Here is an 18,315-nt window from a genome sequence, read left to right on the forward strand (position 1 = left end):
GGCTGGATGACAAGATGGCGCCGCCTCGTGCGCGACTACGAGAAGCGCATCGACGTCTCTCACGCCATGATCCTTGTCGCTATGGGCGGCAATCTCATCCGCAGAAACGCTCATCCCTGAATTTCAAAACGGACTCTGAGCTGATTGATGAAAGGACGCAGTGCGGTGAGGAAGTTCGAATTTGCTGGTCAGGCCGGGCTCTGAGACGGCCCAGAGTCGGCCGCAAGTCTTTCTTGCAGGTTGTTCAAATAATCTACCGCATAGGTTTGCGCCGTGGAAAGCGGTAGATTGATGCCGGCCGTCGCGGCCTCTTCAATCGCCTTCTTGACGAGCCCGTTGCGGATTGCCAGTTTGACCTCGGGCCCAGCGACAAGGCTGACGGCCTGCGCCGCCAAGTTGATGCCGGCTTCTGCCAGCGCGTGCATCATATTGCCTCCGCTAATGGCTGTATGTAAGATATTTGCCGCTTGCGACCCCCACTCGAGGGCCATCGATGCGAGATCGGCTATTTTTCCCAGGCCCGGAACGAAGCTGAGCAAGCCCACCGCCGTTGCGGCCGTGTCAAGCAGGCCAGAGGCTTCCTTGCAAACGCCGTCGATTATATGCATGAACATGCCGCCGTTCTTTTTGGCTGACTTGATCTCAGGCTGGTCCGCCAGGCCCATCGTCATGTCCGCGACAGCGTCCTGCTCCGCAGCGGTTTTGGGCACATGGATCTTTGGCTGTTGAATGGTTTGGTTCGCCGACGACATGTTGGTGTAGAAGTGGGCAAAATCTTTTTTGCTGACGTCACCAGAATCGACTGTATGTCCGCCGCCGAAGTCGAAGAATTTATTATGGGTCTTGTAGCCGGTGATCGAATTGTTTAGCAGACCGAACAACAGAGGATCTGAAAGGAGCTGCGACGCCGTTTTGCGCACTCCCGGATCAAGGCTCTTGTCGTCCGCCATGCTCGCCAGCTTGTCACGAGTCATGACACCGCTTCCAAAGAAGGCGTCCTGATGGCTATTCATCGTCTCGAGCGTATTCAGCTCGGCTTGCGTGAGGCTCATCGACGATGAGGCGACTTGCAGGAAGTCCTCTTTATGGACCTTATCTATAGCACCGCCGTACAACTGTTTCCAGGCATCCGGGTGATTGACAAAGTATTGAGCCGCCGCAATGACCTGGGGCGGACATTTGACGGTTTTCGCTTTGCCGTCGACGATCTGATTGAAATCAGCCAGACTCAGGTTCTTGGGCAGGCTTTCAGAGTACCGGTAAAGCTCGCGCAAGGCATCGCTCAAGGTCATGACCGAAGGCTGAGCATTTCCAGTGCTGTCGGATGGAATGTAGTTCTGCTCGTAGCTTTGCGCCTGCCGCTCCTGAAATTCGGCAACTTGTGAATGATGGCTGGAGAACTCAGACAAATCTTTCGGCTCGATCCTGCCTCCACAGCGGCCGTCCCCCTGCGAGCCGATCGCGTAAAAGAGTTCTGGATCCTGCTGCAGTGCCTTGAGCGCCGCTTTCAAATCCGGCGGCGCAGAGGGGGCATTGGCTTGGGCATCGAGCTTGGCCCACCAGATTGGGGTGTCCTTGTGACGGTTAAGCACTGCCACAATCTGCAACTCAGCCTCGGTCAGGGAGCCGCCGTCCCAGGTGATTCTTGAGCTTTTCACCGGCACCGGCGGGACGGAAGGGGGCTCGATTGCAGTGGGCTGGAGATCCTGATCCATCGATTCAATTGCCGCCCTCATATGTGGCGGCAGCAGGTCCAATGGGTGCTGCCGCAAATCTTCCATCGACGATTCGAGATCCGAAGCCTGCCGGTCCTGGAGCGCCGCAGGTTCGGTCTCGCCTTGCGAGTAAGAGGACAGCATTGCGTCGAAGAAGGATGCGCCTTGCTGAGCCTGGGCGGACATAGGCGCAGAAGGTGTCCGGCCCGACCAGGCCTGCACTGACTGTGCGGTATTTGAGCTGTTGGATGGTGAAAGGTTGCTGGCCGACATTGTGCACCCTCAGGCGTGACGTTGAAATTCCCACAAGGGCCTGATGTGAGGCCAATGCGTTCACGAACGTGACAATTCCGAGCGTCGGCCGGGTCCCAATGCCCTAGCCGTGCTTTTAATTGATCCGCTCCTTGCTAGCCCCAAGGCTCAATTCCAGCACAGTGCCGGCGATATCTTTGGAGTTGCCGGTTCTAATCATGAACGGCTTAGCTTTCGATAAACTGACGAGTTTCACACGAATTCACACTCAGGAGGTGGCGGTCGTGATCTTTTTCTCCAGAAGCTACGGCGTTTGCTCCGATGTCAGTTCTGGTTCCGCTCAGGCTTCCCGGCGACGCCGTCCTGTTGCGGCACGACAGAGGAGTAAGACGCTTCCGGTTGCCCGTCGCGGACGACCATGGTGGAGGAGCCTCGAAACAATATCAGCACCGATTCTCTTGGCGGCGTCTCCACGGCGCGGGGCTGCGCCTGGGCCTCCGCCACCAGGCCGTTGAACGTCTGTTCCACCAGCGCCATGAAGCGTGGAGGACCGGAAACCAGGACGAGGCCATTTCCGGGCGCAGGTCGCATGACATAGCGCTCATCGGAGATGCCAAGCTCATCGAGGGCCGCCTTGAACCCATCGAAGCCAACCGAAGTCAGCACAAGCATCCGAGTCTGCGCTTCTTTTGCAGCGGACACATAAAGCACCATCCCATCATAATACCATTGGAGATCATACAGGTCGGTCAAGCGGTCGAGGAACTCGCGCGGTGGTAAATCCGGCATACGCCCGCGAATCCGCCCCTTCACCTCCGGGCTGATGTTGAGCCTGATATTCAGGTTGTTGCCGAATTGCTGCAACGCTGCAGAGAGATCCTGATCTAGAACCGTATACCTATAGGGCGTCGAGGGAAGCGACAGAGGCGCACCCACAGTGGTGTGGATACCGGTGGGGAGAAAAAACCCGACACAGAGAAGTATCTTCAAAATGTGCAGGGCGGTGGATTGGATGAGCGTTCTCAGCATCTGGTCTTGATAAACCAAAGGCTGAAACTCTCACAAGTGACTAAAGTCGACAACGTGACTTTTAAATAACCAAACGACGCTCTCGTTGGTCAGCTTGTCGTCAGTTCGCCTGCCTAGGGTATTGATCCAACAGCCGGCGATGAACGGCTGGCCTCATCCCGCGTCAAAGAGAACACCTCATCCCGCGTCAAAGAGAACAAACGAGTCCTTGCATGATGATGCCTGTCACCTCGATCTCTGCCACTATAACCGATCCTTTCTCCAGGTTCGCGCCATTCGACGAGCAGGCCCAGTTTGAGCGCGCCCTGGCGCAGGCGGCCGCCTCGACGAAAAACGACATTGCTTCGGCGCCAGCGAGGGCGGCGCCGGTTCCTGCGCCGATGGATGTCCAACGCGCGCCTGCGCAGACAAGTCCGGTGGGCGATCGCGTGATCCAGACGATTTCTTCGATGTACCGCGACAATACAGCCACTTCTGCCGCGCGCGACCATGAGGTTGCCCTTACAAAGGGCGCTCTGTCGGGGCCGGCCCAGAGCCTCCCCGTCGAAGGTGGGGCTGCGGGAACGCGGATGCCGGGCCCCCTGCAAGGACCGCATGATTTCGAAACGATGGTTGCCGGTCTGCGGAATGTTTATAGCGAGGTCACCCAGGTTGCTCTTGTTTCCAAAGGTGTCAGCGGGCTCACCTCATCTGTCAACAACCTGATAAAACAAGGATGAACGGCGCGCATGATTGGTTTAGCCCGTGGCGAAAACATGCGTAGTCGCCCGCTTGGCTGGCGTTCGCTCCATTTTGTCGTACTGCCACTTCTCTTCGCCCTGAGTGGTTGCAAGGTCGATCTTTATACGCAATTGCAGGAGCGCGACGCGAATGAGATGCTCGCGCTTCTAATTGACAATGGGATTGATGCGGTCCGGGTTGCGGCTAAGGATGGGACCAGCACGATCCAGGTCGACGAAAAGCGGCTTGCCTTCTCAATCAATCTCCTGAATGCCAAGGGGCTGCCGCGCCAGTCTTTCAAGAACCTCGGCGAGATATTCCAGGGCTCAGGCCTGATTGCCTCGCCGACGGAGGAGCGTGCCCGTTACGTTTATGCCCTGAGCGAAGAGTTGTCGCGTACCATCAGCGATATCGACGGCGTCTTCTCTGTACGCGTTCATGTCGTTCTGCCGCAAAACGATCTGTTGCGAGCGGGCGCCGCGCCATCCTCAGCCTCGGTCTTTATCCGACACGACGCCAAAGAAAATCTCTCAGTTCTGCTGCCGAAGATAAAGATGCTCGTCGCCGACAGCATCGAAGGCTTGTCCTACGATAAGATAGAAGTGGTTTTGGTACCAGTGGAACGGCCCGTACCCGTGCAACGGCCCGTACCGGTGACCGTCCTGGCAAAAGCATCCAATTCCATTCCAGCGCCACTTCTGGCGATCGTGATGGGTGTTGCGGCGGCTGTATTCGCTGTGGCGTGCTATCTCTTAGCCAGTCTGGTTGGTCATCGGCGCAGGCAATCAACGGGCGACCTATCCAAGGTCGAGGGGCGCTCGGGTGCTTCCGTTGTCGAGGCCATTCGCAAGAAGATCATCGGCGATACGGCGTAGGTGATATTCCCAATGACGATATCGACAAAGACCGCCGAACGTGATCGTACGTCCCAATTGCGTTCCGTGTTTCGGAGCGAGCTTGCTGCTTCGGCCCATCCGACGCGTCTTGCCGCCCATCTTGATCCGGCGTTATCGGCTGCGACATTGATGCGCTTGCAGAAGTGTCCCAGGCTGCGGCCAAGGCTGGTAGAATTGCTGCTTGACAATGACATGGATTCGAACGGAGGCGGCTGGGGGCCGGATCTCCTGCACGGACGTGACCCGCGTCGGGCTTCCCTCTTTGCCGGAAGTATATGGCATGCCCGTTCGTTGCTGAAACTTGTTTCGCAGCCGCACCTCAACGCGCTTATTGGATATATCGGCGCTGATGCGCACGCGTTTGGCATCCGACATCTGACGCATGCGATCGCAAACGGATTGATTGCTGATCCCGAAAAGCTGGCGCAGCAAATTGAACACGATGGACATGCCTGTCTTGGTGCTTGGCTCAATCACAGTCCAGAGCTTGAGCGTACACGCGTGCTTCTACGGTTGCCCGTCGGGACCGCCGCCGAGAATCCAGCGCCCGAACACGATGCTGCCGCAGGCCAGTTGTTTTCGCTTGTAGCCGCTCATTTTGAGTCGGAGATCCCGGTGATATGACAGCCGATGTTCCTGCAGCGCCCGTCCCGCCCCAGATGCGCCCAGTGGAGCCACTGATACGGGCGAGTGAGATCGAAATCTGGCATAGCGCCATGGAAGCGCGTGCTGCGGCGGAACGGCATCAGCGGCGGGTTCGCAGCTGGGCGCGCGCCGCCTACCAGCGTGAGCGGACACGCGGCCATACCGAGGGCTTGGATGCAGGCGCCGAGGAAATGGCCCGGCTGATTGCGGGGGCAGCCTCCGAAGTGGCGCGACGAAAGGCGGTTCTGGAGCAGGAATTGCCACAGCTCGTGATGGAGATCCTAAGCGATATTCTGGGCGCTTTCGATTCGGGCGAGCTGTTGGTGAGGGCTGTTCGTCACGCTGTTGAGCGCAAGTACAGCGGCGCGGAAGTTTGCCTTCATGCATGTCCCAAGCAAGTTGATATGCTCGCGCGCGAGTTTGCTGGGTGCGACGGGCGGGAGGGCCGGCCGAGGGTTCGGATTGATCCGGATCCGACCTTGTCGCCGCAACAGTGCGTGCTGTGGAGCGACTATGGCAATGTCGACCTGGGACTTGATGCGCAGATGCGAGCGCTGCGCCTCGGCTTCGGGTCACTTTCTGACGAGGCGAACTGTGACCACGCCGGTGCATAGTCCCGCCGGCATCCAGCCTCCCGATCCGGCCATCTCGTCTTTGAGGTCTACGGCAAAGCGAATCGACACGCGTGTCGTGCGCGGACGGATTACACGGGCTGTCGGTACACTGGTCCATGCCATCTTGCCCGACACTCGTATTGGGGAACTTTGTCTGCTGCAGGATCCCAGAACCGGACTGTCGCTCGAGGCCGAGGTGATCGGCCTGTTGGATAATGGCGTGTTGCTCACGCCGATCGGAGACTTGATGGGCCTGTCCGGCCGCGCAGAGGTTGTGGCCACTGGCAGAATGCGTGAAGTGCCAGTCGGCCCCGATTTGCTCGGCCGCGTGATTGACAGTCGTTGCCGTCCCCTCGACGGCAAAGGCGAAGTCAAAACCACCGAAACTCGTCCGCTGCGCGGCGCGGCCCCCAATCCAATGACAAGGCGCATTGTTGAGCGGCCGTTCCCGCTCGGGATCCGTGCTCTGGATGGTCTGCTGACATGCGGCGAGGGGCAGCGGATCGGAATTTATGGCGAGCCAGGTTGTGGCAAGTCGACGTTATTGTCACAGATCGCAAAAGGTGCCGCCGCCGACGTTATCATAGTCGCGCTCATCGGCGAACGTGGACGTGAAGTTCGTGAATTCATAGAGCGGCATCTTGGGGAGGCGGGCCTTCGCCATACGGTCGTAGTCGTCGAAACATCCGACCGCTCGGCAGTGGAGCGGGCGCAGTGTGCTCCTATGGCGACCGCGCTCGCCGAATATTTTCGCGAACAAGGGCTACGCGTCGCCCTCATGCTAGACTCGCTGACACGCTTCTGCCGCGCCTTGCGCGAAATAGGCCTTGCTGCGGGTGAGCCGCCGACCCGACGGGGCTTTCCTCCTTCCGTTTTCGCTATGCTGCCAGGCCTGCTGGAGCGTGCCGGCATGGGTGATCGCGGCTCAATCACGGCTTTCTATACGGTGCTTGTCGAAGGTGACGGCACAGGCGATCCAATTGCCGAGGAATCGCGCGGCATTCTTGATGGCCACGTCGTTCTTTCACGCACTATCGCGGCGCGATCGCATTTTCCAGCTATTGATGTGCTGCAAAGTCGCAGCCGCGTAATGGATGCGATCGTATCTGCGCCACATCGCAAGGCAGCATCCTTTTTCCGTGATCTGCTCTCGCGCTATGCCGAATCCGAGTTTTTGATCAACGTCGGCGAATACAAGCAAGGCGGCGACCCTCTTACTGACCGGGCTGTCGCGTCGATTGGCGAGCTGAGGGAATTTTTGCGCCAGAGCGAAGGCGAGCCGTCAGATTTTGAGGAGACGATCGCATGGATGTCGCGTCTGACCGGGTGAATTGTTTTCACGCTTCGAGGTTACGGCTTCTGAAGGAAATGCAAGAGCGTAGATTGCTTATGGAACTGTCGAAGAAGGAAGCCCAGCGCCGGACGGCCACCTTTGCCGTACAGAACGCCTCCCAGGGTCTTGCAGTCGCACAGCAAAATTGCGCAGGAGCCGAAGCGGAGCTCTACCAAGAGCTGATGTCGCTCGACACTTTTTCCAGCGCAGCACTCGACCATCACCACCTTCTGATTGAGCGGCTTGAGGCTGAGATCACTTTCAGACGCGAGATGCTTGATGAGGCGCGCGTTGCTCAAGAAAAAGCCGAGGCAGCGGCGTCTGAGACGAGGGCCCGATGGGTCAGATGTTCGGCGGCAAAGCGCAAATGGCAGCAAATCGAGAAAGACGTCCGGCGCGCCCTCGACATTCATTTAGAGGCCGCAGACGAGATGGAGGCCGACGATGACATATTGCTTCGGTATGGAAGAATTTCCCTCACCCTGAAGGGTAACCAGATCCGATAACCGCAGGCTCCCTGAATGACGCGATCGTGCAGTTTAGATCCGCTTTGGTAACCACCGTGGGCAGACCGGCTATATTCGAACCAGCGCTAACACTGTCCCACGCGGTCGCCTCGTGGCTCAATGATATAGCGGCATCGCGCAGGCCCTTTCAGGCCTTGATCAGCGACAAGCCGCTATCGGCGCGGGTGGAAGGGCTCGCCTGGCAGCAGGAACCTTGTGGAATTCCGATGCTTGACTGCGTTTGGCGCGTGGGAGCTGAAACGATCGTACTGTCGCTGTCCCGACGGCTTGTAGAGGCGCTCGTCTCCACAGTACAGGGTGGTCTGGCTTTCCCTTCCGAGCCAACTGCTTCGCTCATTCTGGAACTTGCACTTGAGCCGCTTATCGCTCAATTGGAGGATAAAACGCAGCGGGACGCGCAGCTTCTACACGTGCGTGAAGCCACGACACTGGCTCCTTATCTCGAATTGGAAATCGTGTTCGGCCCAGTCAATGGCAAAGCTCGTCTCTTCCTGTTCTCGCCTCTTGATGGCCTCGTGCCGTTCGCGTTCCGCGCGTTAGGCGAACTGCTTGGCCAGTTGCCGCTACAGCCGCGCGAGCAATCCCCGGAGCTCCCGGTCATGGTCGCAGGAGAGATCGGCACGCTTCGCGTTCCGGCGGCGCTTCTTCGCAAAGCATGTGTTGGTGATGCTCTGTTGCCAGACAAATCGCCGTTCGGCCGCGACCAGATCACCCTATCTGTAGGCCTGTTATGGGCCCGGGCAGATCTTGAGGGCGATCACCTAATCCTGCGGGGGCCATTCCGCCCCCGATCGTGCCCTTTGGAGAATGCGCATATGACAAAACCCGAATCGCCACTGGGGCCGTCGGAAGCCAATCTCGACGATGTCGAGATCGAGCTTGTCTTTGAGTGTGGCCGCTGGCCCATGCCTCTGGGAGAATTGAGGAGTGCTGGTAAAGGACATGTTTTCGAACTTGGTCGGCCAATCGACGGTCCGGTCGACATACTTGCCAATGGCCGGCGTATCGGACGTGGCGACATCGTGCGCATCGGAGATGAGCTAGGCATCAGACTGCGTGGCAGGTTGGCATGCAATGACTGAGATTCAGCCGGCAATCTTTTCGCTTCTAGCGGTCACCGCCGGACTCGGTCTGCTGGTTTTGGTAGTCGCCACAACCACGGCGTTTGTAAAGCTATCAGTTGTTTTATTCCTCGTCCGCAATGCGCTCGGGACCCAGACGATACCGCCTAACTTAGTGCTATACGCAGCGGCACTCATCCTCACCATTTTCGTTAGCGCGCCTGTTATTGAACAGACCTATGATCGTATGACGGATCCGAAGCTCCGCTATCAGACGTTCGATGACTGGCTAAGCGCCGCCAAAGCCGGCAGTGAGCCCTTGCGCGATCATCTCAAGAAGTTCACGAACGAAGAGCAGCGGCGATTCTTCCTCTCCTCGACCCAAAAAGTCTGGCCAGAGGAAATGCGCGCCAGAACCACACCTGATGATTTCGCCATTCTCGTACCATCTTTTCTAATTTCGGAACTAAAGCGTGGGTTCGAAATCGGCTTTCTCCTTTATCTTCCCTTTATCGTCATCGACCTTATCGTAACGACAATTTTGATGGCGATGGGCATGTCGATGGTATCTCCGACAGTTATATCCGTCCCATTCAAGCTCTTTTTGTTCGTCGCTATTGATGGCTGGTCAAGGTTGATGCACGGACTTGTATTGAGCTACACGATACCGGGAGGTTGATCATTATTGAATCCAGTATTGTCACTCTTATGAACCAATCGTTGGTGGTTTTCATGATCTGGATTCTGCCGCCGCTCGTTGCGTCGGTAATTGTTGGCCTAGGCATCGGCATCATCCAAGCGGCAACGCAGATCCAGGATGAAAGCTTGCCGCTCACTGTGAAGCTTCTGGTCGTTGTCGCGGTAATTGGCCTGTTTGCCCCCGTGCTGAGCGCCCCGCTCATAGGACTGGCCGGCCAGATCTTTACCGAGTTTCCCGCAATGACACCTGGCTATTAGTCCTCGCCATGTATGCGTCATCGGCCGAGATTCAAATCCTGATCCATACGGCTATCGAAATCGTCGTCGCGGCGGGTCTCGGCGCGGCCCGCGCGATAGGCATTATGCTGATCCTTCCTGTATTTACACGATCTCAGATTGGCGGGCTGATCCGCGGCTGCCTGGCTGTTGCCTTCGGACTACCATGCTTGGCACACGTCAGCGAGGGCTTGCAGGCGCTAGATCCTGAAACACGTTTGATCCAGGTAACTCTTCTCGGATTGAAGGAGGTTTTTGTCGGCGTACTCCTTGGCACTTTTCTCGGCACTCCCCTTTGGGGACTTCAGGCGGCCGGTGAGTTTATGGACAATCAACGCGGCATCACTAGCCCGTCCGCTCCGAGCGACCCCACGACGAACAGTCAGGCTTCCGCCATGGGAGTCTTTCTCGGGATCACTGCAATTACGATCTTCGTCGCAGCAGGAGGTCTGGAGGCCGTGATCAGCGCCCTTTATGGCAGCTATTTGATCTGGCCCGTGTATCGGTTTCACCCCGCATTGAGCGCGCAGGGAGCAATGGAGTTATTGAGGCTGCTCGACCAGATTATGCGCACGACAATATTGGTCTCGGGGCCCGTAGTGTTCTTTCTGGGGCTGATTGATATTTCAATGATGATCCTGCGTCGCTTTGCGCCCCAATTCAAGTCGAGCCAACTGTCCCCTGCGATCAAGAATATCGTCTTTCCGATTATCATGGTCACCTACGCTGCCTATCTGGTCGAGAGCATGAAACTGGAGATCACACAAGCGAGTGGCGCGCTTGAGTGGTTCGACAAGTTGCTGAAATGAGCGACACGAGTGAAGAAAAGGCACACGCCGCCACCCCAAAGAAGCTAAGCGAAGCGCGCAAAAAAGGGCAGATATCGCGTAGCTCCGATTTCGTCCGCGCAGGCGGCACTTGCGCTGGGCTCGGCTATCTTTGGCTAAGAGGGAGCGTGATCGAAGACAAATGCCACGAAACGCTACTATTAACCGACAAGCTGCAGAAGCTGCCTTTCGATGTCGCGGTCCGGCAGGAACTGGTCCTGCTAATCGAACTCACCCTGGCGACCGTTGGCCCGCTGCTTGGCACTCTCGTTGCTGCGGTAATTCTGACGGGATTATTGGCCAATGGTGGATTTGTCTTCTCTCTCGAGCCGATGAAGCCCAACTTTGGGAAAATAAACCCTTTTGAAGGGCTGAAGCGCATGGCGTCCATGCGTTCTGTAGTCGAAGTTGGCAAGACTCTGTTTAAAGTAATGGTTCTCAGCGCGACCTTTTCCCTCGTCCTTCTCGGCATGTGGAAGTCGATGGTCTATCTGCCGCTGTGCGGCATGGGTTGCCTCGGCGTTGTCTTTACGGAGGCGAAGCTGTTGCTCGGGATTGGCGCCGGTGCACTTCTGGTCGGCGGACTGATTGATCTCCTGTTGCAGCGTGCGTTGTTTCTGCGCGAAATGCGCATGACCAAGACCGAAGTGACGCGCGAGGTGAAGGAACAGCAAGGAACGCCGGAGTTGAACAATGAACGACGTCGCATCCGCGATGAAGCGGCCGGCGAGCCTCCGCTTGGGGTGAATCGCGCCACGTTGGTCTTCAGAGGGAAGGCGATACTGGTCGGTCTGCGTTACGTACGAGGTGAGACCGGTGTGCCGGTCTTAGTTTGCCGCGCCGAGGGCGAGGCCGCCTCACGAATGTTTAGTGAGGCGCAGGCGCTACGTCTCGAAATTGTAAATGATCATGACTTGGCGCATCAACTCATCAGCACAACGAAACTGGGCAACGCGGTTCCCATGCAATATTTCGAGCCCGTTGCGCGAGCACTCTTCGCCGCAGGCTTAACCTAGCCGTGGCCTCAACAGGCTGTCTCCGGTCAGGCAAAATCTGCCGATTGACGTGTACGACTTTAGGCTCGCGCGGTCTGCAGCTTATGGCGACGAGGTCAGGCAGGCGGTTCGGCGGCATGACGTCGGGTATGCCGCGGTGCGGCAGGCCAATTCGCTGAGGCCGGTCTGGATCTGGATGAAGTGTTGGGCCCAACCGCATCTATCGGCTCTATCGCGAGGAAGGGCTGGCGGTGCACAAGCGGCGCGCGACGGCGTGCGGTCGGCACCCGGACACCGATCCTGGTGGAGGCGCGGCCGAAAGCGCGCTGGTCGCTGGACTTCGTCCACGACCAGTTTGCTGCGGCCGTCGCTTCCGCATCCTCAACGTGGTCGACCTCGATCTCGGGCCGGCGTGTGGCGCGGGAACTGACGTACCTGATCGCCCGCCGCGGCAAGCCGGGCATGATCGTCTGCGACCTCGGCACCGAGTTCACCTCGAACGCCATGCTCGCCCGGTCGAAGGATCATCAGGTGCAATGGCACTACATCGCGCCGGGCAAGGCGATGCAGAACGGCTCTGCGAGAGCTTCAACGGGCGGATGCGGGACGAGCTCTGAACGAGGCCCTGTTCTTCAGCGTCGACCATGCCCGCACGACGATCGCCGAATGGAAGGACGGCTACAACCGCCCACATTCGGCGCTCGGGTTCCTCACGCCGACGGCCTATGCCGCCAGTCTCACCGCAACGGACGATCGGTTGCGCAACCCCGCCGATCACCCGTTGTTCACAACCCGCGTCATCCGGCGTAAAACCCGCCGAGGCTGGATGAAAATTCAGTGGCTGGTCAGTCGGGCATTAATAAACGCCGGGTCGTCGAGCGCTCTCTCGCCGACAAGAACCGCAAACGCCGGCTCAGTTTTAGGCGACGTCGATCCCACTTCCTTGCACCGCCACCGTCATGCTGTTTGCCTGACGCATCGAACGACCAGCATGAGTTTTCCAGTCGGACTTTTAGGAGCGGTAGCGCGATGGAGTAACCCAACGTCGTCCTAATGTCTGGACGATCCTAAGCCGTTCGTTGCTGGTGAAGCCCTGCCCATCATGCAGCGAGGTAGTGGATAGGGGTAAGTCGTTGGCGATTTTATCGTAGGCGAAGGCCGCGCATGCAAGGCACAGGCCGTACTTCATCGCGCGCGAGAAAGGGTTGGACCTGTCTCCCTAGTCCCCCATCCGTCGCGCCCCGGCCATCCTTTGACCCGTTTCGTGGAACGCAATCTTTGGACTGGGGGTTGTGCCAGCTCCTCAACGAGCCGCCGGCTTACGCCGAAAGCCGTCGAAGTGGTTATTCCCGGTTCGCATCTCCCCGCTCCTCAATCAATGCCGATGATGCAGCCTCAACAGTCATCTGGACCTGATCCCGATGTGAGCTTTCGAGACGCTCACGTGCTTCACAGGGATGGTGATGATTCGGAAGAAATCGCAGTCATTTTTTCCAAGCCTTGCGTGGCCCCCTGGAGAAAAAATTGGCATCGAGGTGGAAAAACGCGCTCAGGAGTACGGGCACTGACCGGCAGCTTCGGTCCTGTCGACATCACAGTCCTGCGGCCCAGATGCGGCCGGGAGCGTAGGACGACCGAATGGAAGAGCCAGGTGCCGCCGCGCGTTGGCGGCTGATGCAGCGATCGCGGGCATCTGCCGTCCAGCACTGACCAAGACTGGGCGGAAAACAAGAGTAAGGCCACACAGCCCAGCTGACGATTAAGCTGGCAAGCGGCGTCATCCGTGAAGAGCACCGCACCAACGGCGACGCTCAGTCGTCCGGCATGTCCTGACATTCCTTCGCGCTGGGAAGGCGACACTGCTATTCAAGATCACGGCATCTGACCCGGTGCCTGCGGCAGAAACGTTCTGCCCACACCATCACTTTGCCTTGAACAAAAGAAGTCTGCCCGGCAGGAGGCCAGATCGTGCGCGACCATTCATTTTGCAATAGCGCCGCAGCCGCTTTTTGTTGAGACTGGTCAGCTTCTCGAAAGCTCGCCCTCTTAACGTTTGATGAAATTGATCTTCTACGCGTCGCCGTTAACGGAAACAGATGTGGGAATACCTGATGATAGCAGCAATTGGCGATAGACTTGGATCCTTGGCCCGCACCGGGCATGGGCATTCGAATGGACAGTCGCGGCACGCATCCAGCGAGCGCTCTGGTCATAGCAACGGGCCTTCTGGTCCTACCAGGCCGGGTGGCGAGATCGGTCGAGCGGATAGTCCGACCTTTTCTGGGGATGGCTCGCAAGCTGCAGGTGAAAGCGAAGCCTTCGAGGCGGCTCTCCGTTCTGTTGCGCTAACTATTGTGAACGATGCCATGGCTGATGCCGACGACGCTCTGGCAGACACTGAAGAAGATGCCTGACGTTGGGTGGTCCGCGTCGGGAGGTGCGTGCCGTCGGTGACGGCACAGTTCGAACAGAAGGGAAACGATATGAGTAAAATAGGTACTCTTGCTAGTTTGGGTGGTGCTGGCGCTGCGGCTGGTGCGGACGTAGCTTCCAAAGCCGCTGGGGCTGCCGCATTCCAGCAGCAAATCCAGGAACTAACGGCGGTTAGCTTGGAGGCTACGGCTAGGAGTATAGAGCTGCGCACTGTTACGACCAACTTGCAGACAATCAAGAAAGCGGCCGACGAACGCGTTCAGTAATCTCGGAAACGGGGTTCTGGAAAGCCTCGATCGCGGCCCTGGGTGGCGCGATGTGCGACCGAAATGAGCCGCATGGTAATTGCCATGCGGCTTCTTTCCTGATTCGGGAGATCATCCTTGAATGACGCTGTTTCCCTTCATTTCGAAGTTCTGTCGGGGGTCTATTGCGGGCTGACCGGTAAGCCGACTCTTGAAACGAACTTAATCGGCAGTGGCCTTGACGCCGATATAATCTTCGTCGAACAAAGACTGGCGCCACATCATTTTCGTATCACTCTTCTTGGGAATTCGATCGAGGTTGAGGCGCTTGCAGGCGGACTCTGCATCGAGGACAATCGGAATATTGCAGCAGGCGAGCGCGTTGTGCTGCCCCTTCCTGTCATCATTCACGCCGGCGCGATGTCCATCCTCTGGTCAGCGCAGGATGCAGCGCCGGCTGGTTCGACCGCCAGACCACGCCTCTCGATCCTTGTGCTCACCTTGGTGTTACTCGGCTCTCTCGGGATCGGCGCGCTCTCGGCCATGTTCTCCTATTACGGCACTGCTGATGCATTGAACGCCAAGTCGCCAGGTGCCGAACTTGAATTCAAGCTGACCAATAACCGCGCTGATGACCAGGCTACCGTGGCTGTGGCCAAAGACCTGCAAGAGGAAGTCGATAAAGCGGGCCTTCACAATATTATGATCGGCTCCGCGAAGGGCGTCGTGACCGCTGAGGGCACCGTCACGTCAGCATCGGTCAGCAGTTGGCAGAGGGTTCAGCAGTGGTTCGATCATCGCACGAACGGCGCTCTCACACTGGTGAATGGAGTGGTTATCAAGGAGGAGAAGGCGCCATCAGCCATCGCGGTTGAAGCAGTTTGGCGTGGGCCCCTTCCGTATCTGATAATCGCTGGCGAGAAGTATTTTGTCGGCGCGCTTTTGGATGATGGCTGGACGGTCGATCGGATCGAGGAGGGTCGTGTGCTGATGAGCCGAAATGGTCGCGTTGCTGCTCTGCCGTATTAAGGGCGTCCAGCTCCGCGGGCCGTATTCAGGAGAACTCCATTGCTCAAGCTGTCCCCCCTGCTGCGGCTTCTCGCCTATGCGCTCATCCCGGAAGGTTTCGGCGATGAGGCACAGATGGTCCTGACCACACTGGATACACCTAACCGGGGATCCTCGCGCTTTCCTCTGACTCCCTCGCGTGGCGATGCGCTGCGTGGGACCGGCCGCAGGGACGAGGCGCGCGCGGCCTTCGAAAGCTACGTTTCACTGCGTGGCAGCCCAGTAATTCTCAAACGACCACAAAGGGGCCCACATGCCCAACGTCCTGCGTAACTTCATCGACCGTGCGCCGGCCAACCCCGACTTAATGGTCGCGTTGATGCTGCTGCTGGCGATAGGTATGATGGTCATGCCAATCCCGCTCGTGGTTGTCGACACGCTTATCGGATTCAATTTGGGTTTGGCCATATTGCTGCTGATGGTTGCCCTGTATGTCAGCACGCCGCTTGATTTTTCGTCTTTGCCGGGCGTCATTTTGATTTCCACGGTGTTCCGTCTGGCGCTTACCATCGCAACGACACGACTGATCCTGGCCGAGGGAGAGGCAGGCAGCATCATCCACACGTTCGGCGACTTCGTAATCTCAGGCAATATCTTCGTCGGCTTTGTCATATTTCTGGTCGTGACCATGGTTCAGTTCATGGTCCTCGCGAAGGGTGCCGAACGCGTAGCGGAGGTGGCGGCCCGCTTCACGCTCGACGCTCTGCCGGGCAAGCAAATGGCGGTCGACGCAGAGCTTCGCAACGGCCACATCGATGCCAACGAATCTCGCAGGCGGCGTGCCGCATTGGAGAGGGAAAGCCAACTTTTTGGCGCGATGGATGGCGCGATGAAATTCGTGAAGGGCGACGCCATCGCCGGGCTCGTGGTGATCTGCATCAACATGCTGGGTGGAATTTCCATCGGTCTGCTTTCGAAAGGCATGTCCTTCGGCGAGGTTCTGCAACACTATACTCTACTGACCATAGGTGACGCGTTAATCTCGCAGATTCCGGCCCTGCTGCTTTCAATTACAGCGGCAACCATCGTCACGCGTGTAACGGGGGCCGCGAGGCTCAACCTTGGGACCGACATAGTCAATCAACTCACGGCCAGCAAGCGAGCATTGCGGCTGGCGGCCTGCGTCTTGGTTGCGATGGGGTTTGTTCCCGGTTTCCCTCTGCCCGTCTTTCTTACGTTGGCCGCAGTCTTCGCCGCCGCAAGCATTGCCAAGGGTGATGGGCAGGGCGCCGACAATATCAATGCTACAAGTGGCGCTGAAGTAGAGCCTCAAAAACAAACCGTGCCTGCGCAGGCAAGCCCGATCGCCTTCTTTCTTGCGCCGAGCCTTACGCATGAGATCGACCAAGCCGAATTGGAACAGCACATTGCACGCGTTTCGCAACTCGTCTCAGCTGATCTCGGCATTATCGTTCCGCGCATTCCAGTTGCGGTCGACGAGCAGCTGCCCGAGTCGCAATTTAGAATAGATGTCGAGGGCGTGCCAGTCGAACAGGATTTGATTGATCCGACACTGCTAGAACTCGCAGACGGTCTGGCGAACATTGAAGTGAGCGGCATCCCCTTTCGGCATGATCCAGAAGCGGACAGAATCTGGGTCGAACAAAGCCATGCACCGGCTCTCAACGCTGACGGCATCCGCTATCACCGAGCGAGCGAACTCCTCGCCTCGCGTGTCCATGCGACGTTGACCCGCTATGCACCGCACTTGGTGGGTATCCAAGAGACCCGCGAATTGCTGGGCCGAATGGAGCACGATTATGCTGATCTGGTGAAGGAGGTGCTGCGCACGACGCCTGTTCCCCGGGTTGCCGATGTGCTGCGCCGCCTGCTGGATGAAGGTATCCCGATCCGCAGCACCCGCCTCGTCTTGGAGGCATTGGCCGAATGGAGCGAACGTGAGCAAAACGTCGCGCTGCTCACGGAATATGTTCGCTCCGGCATGAAGCGGCAGATCTGCCACCGCTATGCCAACACACAAGGTATCGTGCCCGCCTTTATTATCGAACGTGAGAGTGAGGATATGGTGCGGAGTGCGGCTCGAGATTCGGCTGCCGGCCCCTACCTCGTGTTAGAGGATCGGCAAAGCGAAGCGCTGCTGTCACAGATGCGCAGCATCTTTTCCAGCACAGCACCGGATCAGACCCGCCCCGTCATATTAACTTCGATGGATGTTCGACGCTTCGTCCGCGGCTTTCTCACCCGAAACGGGATCGATCTGGCTGTGTTGTCTTATCAGGACCTTGCCTCCGACTTCACGATTCAACCCGCCGGATCCGTCAAGCTCCCCCCTGGAACAGAAGGGGAAATGTCGGGGGAATCTCGCCGTATCCGCGTTGCCGCCAACTCAAAGGCACAGCACTCTATGACAGCTGAGAACCAAGCATGAATTCACATGAGAATATTGCCACTCCGCCGTTACTTTCATCTCGTCTGCGCTCAGTTCTCTTCTCAGTACTCGCCATTTTGCCTCTCGGAGGTTGCGCTAGCTGGAACAAGCCAGTTCTTTCAGTGAAGGAGACGTCGCCCCCAGAGTTGCTCGGCGCTGATCAGATCGATCCGGCTATACGCGAGCGCATTTTGCGCGCAGTCGGTCAGGATGCGCAAGAGCGGGCTTTGCGGGATGATCTGAAGCAGCATCCGGACAATGTCGATGCGGCAATCCGTCTTACGAAGGTCTTGCTGGCACAGAAACGCCCGAATGAGGCGCTTCAGGTACTCGACAACCTCTTGGTAGCAGCTCCAAGTAATTTGCGGGCGTTGAACGCGAAGGGAGTTGTTCTGGATTTGGAGGGGCGACATGACGCGGCACGAGCGTTATATCGGCAAGCTCTTGAAACAGAGCCAGGGAATCTGATGTTGCGCCACAATCTCAACCTGTCGCTTGGGGTGGACGGGAAGGCCGAAAGGAGTGCGTTGGCACGATCGCGATAGCCGTGCAAAAGGCCCCGGACTGGCACACTGGAAAACGGAATTCCAA

16 protein-coding genes and 2 pseudogenes are annotated in these 18,315 nt (G+C 57.9%); 16 read left to right on the forward strand and 2 right to left on the reverse strand.

Annotation, left to right across the window (positions count from 1 at the left end; all coding sequences use genetic code 11):
- Positions 1 to 120, forward strand: a pseudogene (locus D3227_RS30835) (IS5/IS1182 family transposase); the annotation flags it as partial.
- Between the two features lie 68 nt (positions 121 to 188).
- Here the strand turns inward: D3227_RS30835 and D3227_RS30840 are convergent.
- Both D3227_RS30840 and D3227_RS30845 read right to left on the reverse strand, forming a co-directional pair.
- Positions 189 to 1,988, reverse strand: coding sequence for an HrpF/NolX family T3SS translocon protein (locus tag D3227_RS30840; RefSeq protein ID WP_120017984.1), 1,800 nt, complete (start codon positions 1,986 to 1,988; stop codon positions 189 to 191).
- Positions 1,989 to 2,291: 303 nt separating this feature from the next.
- Positions 2,292 to 2,996, reverse strand: a complete 705-nt coding sequence (locus tag D3227_RS30845) for a secretin N-terminal domain-containing protein (RefSeq protein WP_120017985.1) — start codon at positions 2,994 to 2,996, stop codon at positions 2,292 to 2,294.
- A gap of 212 nt (positions 2,997 to 3,208) precedes the next feature.
- Here D3227_RS30845 and D3227_RS30850 point away from each other — a divergent pair, with 212 nt between their 5' ends.
- From D3227_RS30850 to D3227_RS30930, 15 genes and pseudogenes are all read left to right on the forward strand, one after another.
- Positions 3,209 to 3,715, forward strand: a complete 507-nt coding sequence (locus D3227_RS30850; protein ID WP_120017986.1) for a nodulation protein NolB — start codon at positions 3,209 to 3,211, stop codon at positions 3,713 to 3,715.
- A 9-nt stretch (positions 3,716 to 3,724) separates the two neighbouring features.
- Complete coding sequence (gene sctJ / locus D3227_RS30855) at positions 3,725 to 4,591, forward strand: type III secretion system inner membrane ring lipoprotein SctJ (RefSeq protein WP_120017987.1); 867 nt, start codon at positions 3,725 to 3,727, stop codon at positions 4,589 to 4,591.
- Positions 4,592 to 4,603: 12 nt separating this feature from the next.
- Positions 4,604 to 5,236: a nodulation protein NolU gene (locus D3227_RS30860; protein WP_120018015.1), complete on the forward strand. Its 633-nt coding sequence runs from the start codon at positions 4,604 to 4,606 to the stop codon at positions 5,234 to 5,236.
- A complete protein-coding gene (sctL, locus tag D3227_RS30865; protein WP_120017988.1) occupies positions 5,233 to 5,871 on the forward strand; it encodes a type III secretion system stator protein SctL in 639 nt (212 codons plus the stop codon). Before D3227_RS30860 ends, sctL begins: the two co-directional genes overlap by 4 nt.
- Positions 5,852 to 7,201, forward strand: coding sequence for a type III secretion system ATPase SctN (sctN, locus tag D3227_RS30870; protein ID WP_120017989.1), 1,350 nt, complete (start codon positions 5,852 to 5,854; stop codon positions 7,199 to 7,201). The genes sctL and sctN overlap by 20 nt, the downstream gene beginning before the upstream one ends.
- On the forward strand, positions 7,177 to 7,710 hold the full coding sequence (locus D3227_RS30875) for a hypothetical protein (protein WP_120017990.1): 534 nt from the start codon (positions 7,177 to 7,179) through the stop codon (positions 7,708 to 7,710). The genes sctN and D3227_RS30875 overlap by 25 nt, the downstream gene beginning before the upstream one ends.
- A gap of 26 nt (positions 7,711 to 7,736) precedes the next feature.
- Positions 7,737 to 8,813, forward strand: coding sequence for a type III secretion system cytoplasmic ring protein SctQ (sctQ, locus tag D3227_RS30880; RefSeq protein WP_120017991.1), 1,077 nt, complete (start codon positions 7,737 to 7,739; stop codon positions 8,811 to 8,813).
- Positions 8,806 to 9,471, forward strand: coding sequence for a type III secretion system export apparatus subunit SctR (gene sctR / locus D3227_RS30885; protein WP_095090007.1), 666 nt, complete (start codon positions 8,806 to 8,808; stop codon positions 9,469 to 9,471). The genes sctQ and sctR overlap by 8 nt, the downstream gene beginning before the upstream one ends.
- A gap of 29 nt (positions 9,472 to 9,500) precedes the next feature.
- A complete protein-coding gene (locus tag D3227_RS30890) occupies positions 9,501 to 9,749 on the forward strand; it encodes an EscS/YscS/HrcS family type III secretion system export apparatus protein (protein ID WP_206073788.1) in 249 nt (82 codons plus the stop codon).
- 8 nt (positions 9,750 to 9,757) lie between these two features.
- The gene (gene sctT / locus D3227_RS30895) at positions 9,758 to 10,576 is read left to right on the forward strand and encodes a type III secretion system export apparatus subunit SctT (RefSeq protein WP_120017992.1); all 819 of its coding nucleotides are present in this window, start codon (positions 9,758 to 9,760) and stop codon (positions 10,574 to 10,576) included.
- A complete protein-coding gene (locus tag D3227_RS30900) occupies positions 10,573 to 11,610 on the forward strand; it encodes an EscU/YscU/HrcU family type III secretion system export apparatus switch protein (RefSeq protein ID WP_120017993.1) in 1,038 nt (345 codons plus the stop codon). Before sctT ends, D3227_RS30900 begins: the two co-directional genes overlap by 4 nt.
- Before the next feature lie 185 nt (positions 11,611 to 11,795).
- Positions 11,796 to 12,337, forward strand: a pseudogene (locus D3227_RS30905) (integrase core domain-containing protein); the annotation flags it as partial.
- 2,068 nt (positions 12,338 to 14,405) lie between these two features.
- Positions 14,406 to 15,296, forward strand: coding sequence for a SctD/MshK family protein (locus D3227_RS30920; protein ID WP_120017994.1), 891 nt, complete (start codon positions 14,406 to 14,408; stop codon positions 15,294 to 15,296).
- A 292-nt stretch (positions 15,297 to 15,588) separates the two neighbouring features.
- On the forward strand, positions 15,589 to 17,724 hold the full coding sequence (gene sctV, locus D3227_RS30925) for a type III secretion system export apparatus subunit SctV (RefSeq protein ID WP_120017995.1): 2,136 nt from the start codon (positions 15,589 to 15,591) through the stop codon (positions 17,722 to 17,724).
- Positions 17,721 to 18,269: a tetratricopeptide repeat protein gene (locus tag D3227_RS30930; protein WP_120017996.1), complete on the forward strand. Its 549-nt coding sequence runs from the start codon at positions 17,721 to 17,723 to the stop codon at positions 18,267 to 18,269. The genes sctV and D3227_RS30930 overlap by 4 nt, the downstream gene beginning before the upstream one ends.
- Positions 18,270 to 18,315 lie beyond the last annotated feature (46 nt).

The sequence above is a fragment of the Mesorhizobium waimense genome, from assembly GCF_003601975.1.
Classification (GTDB): Bacteria; Pseudomonadota; Alphaproteobacteria; order Rhizobiales; family Rhizobiaceae; genus Mesorhizobium; species Mesorhizobium waimense.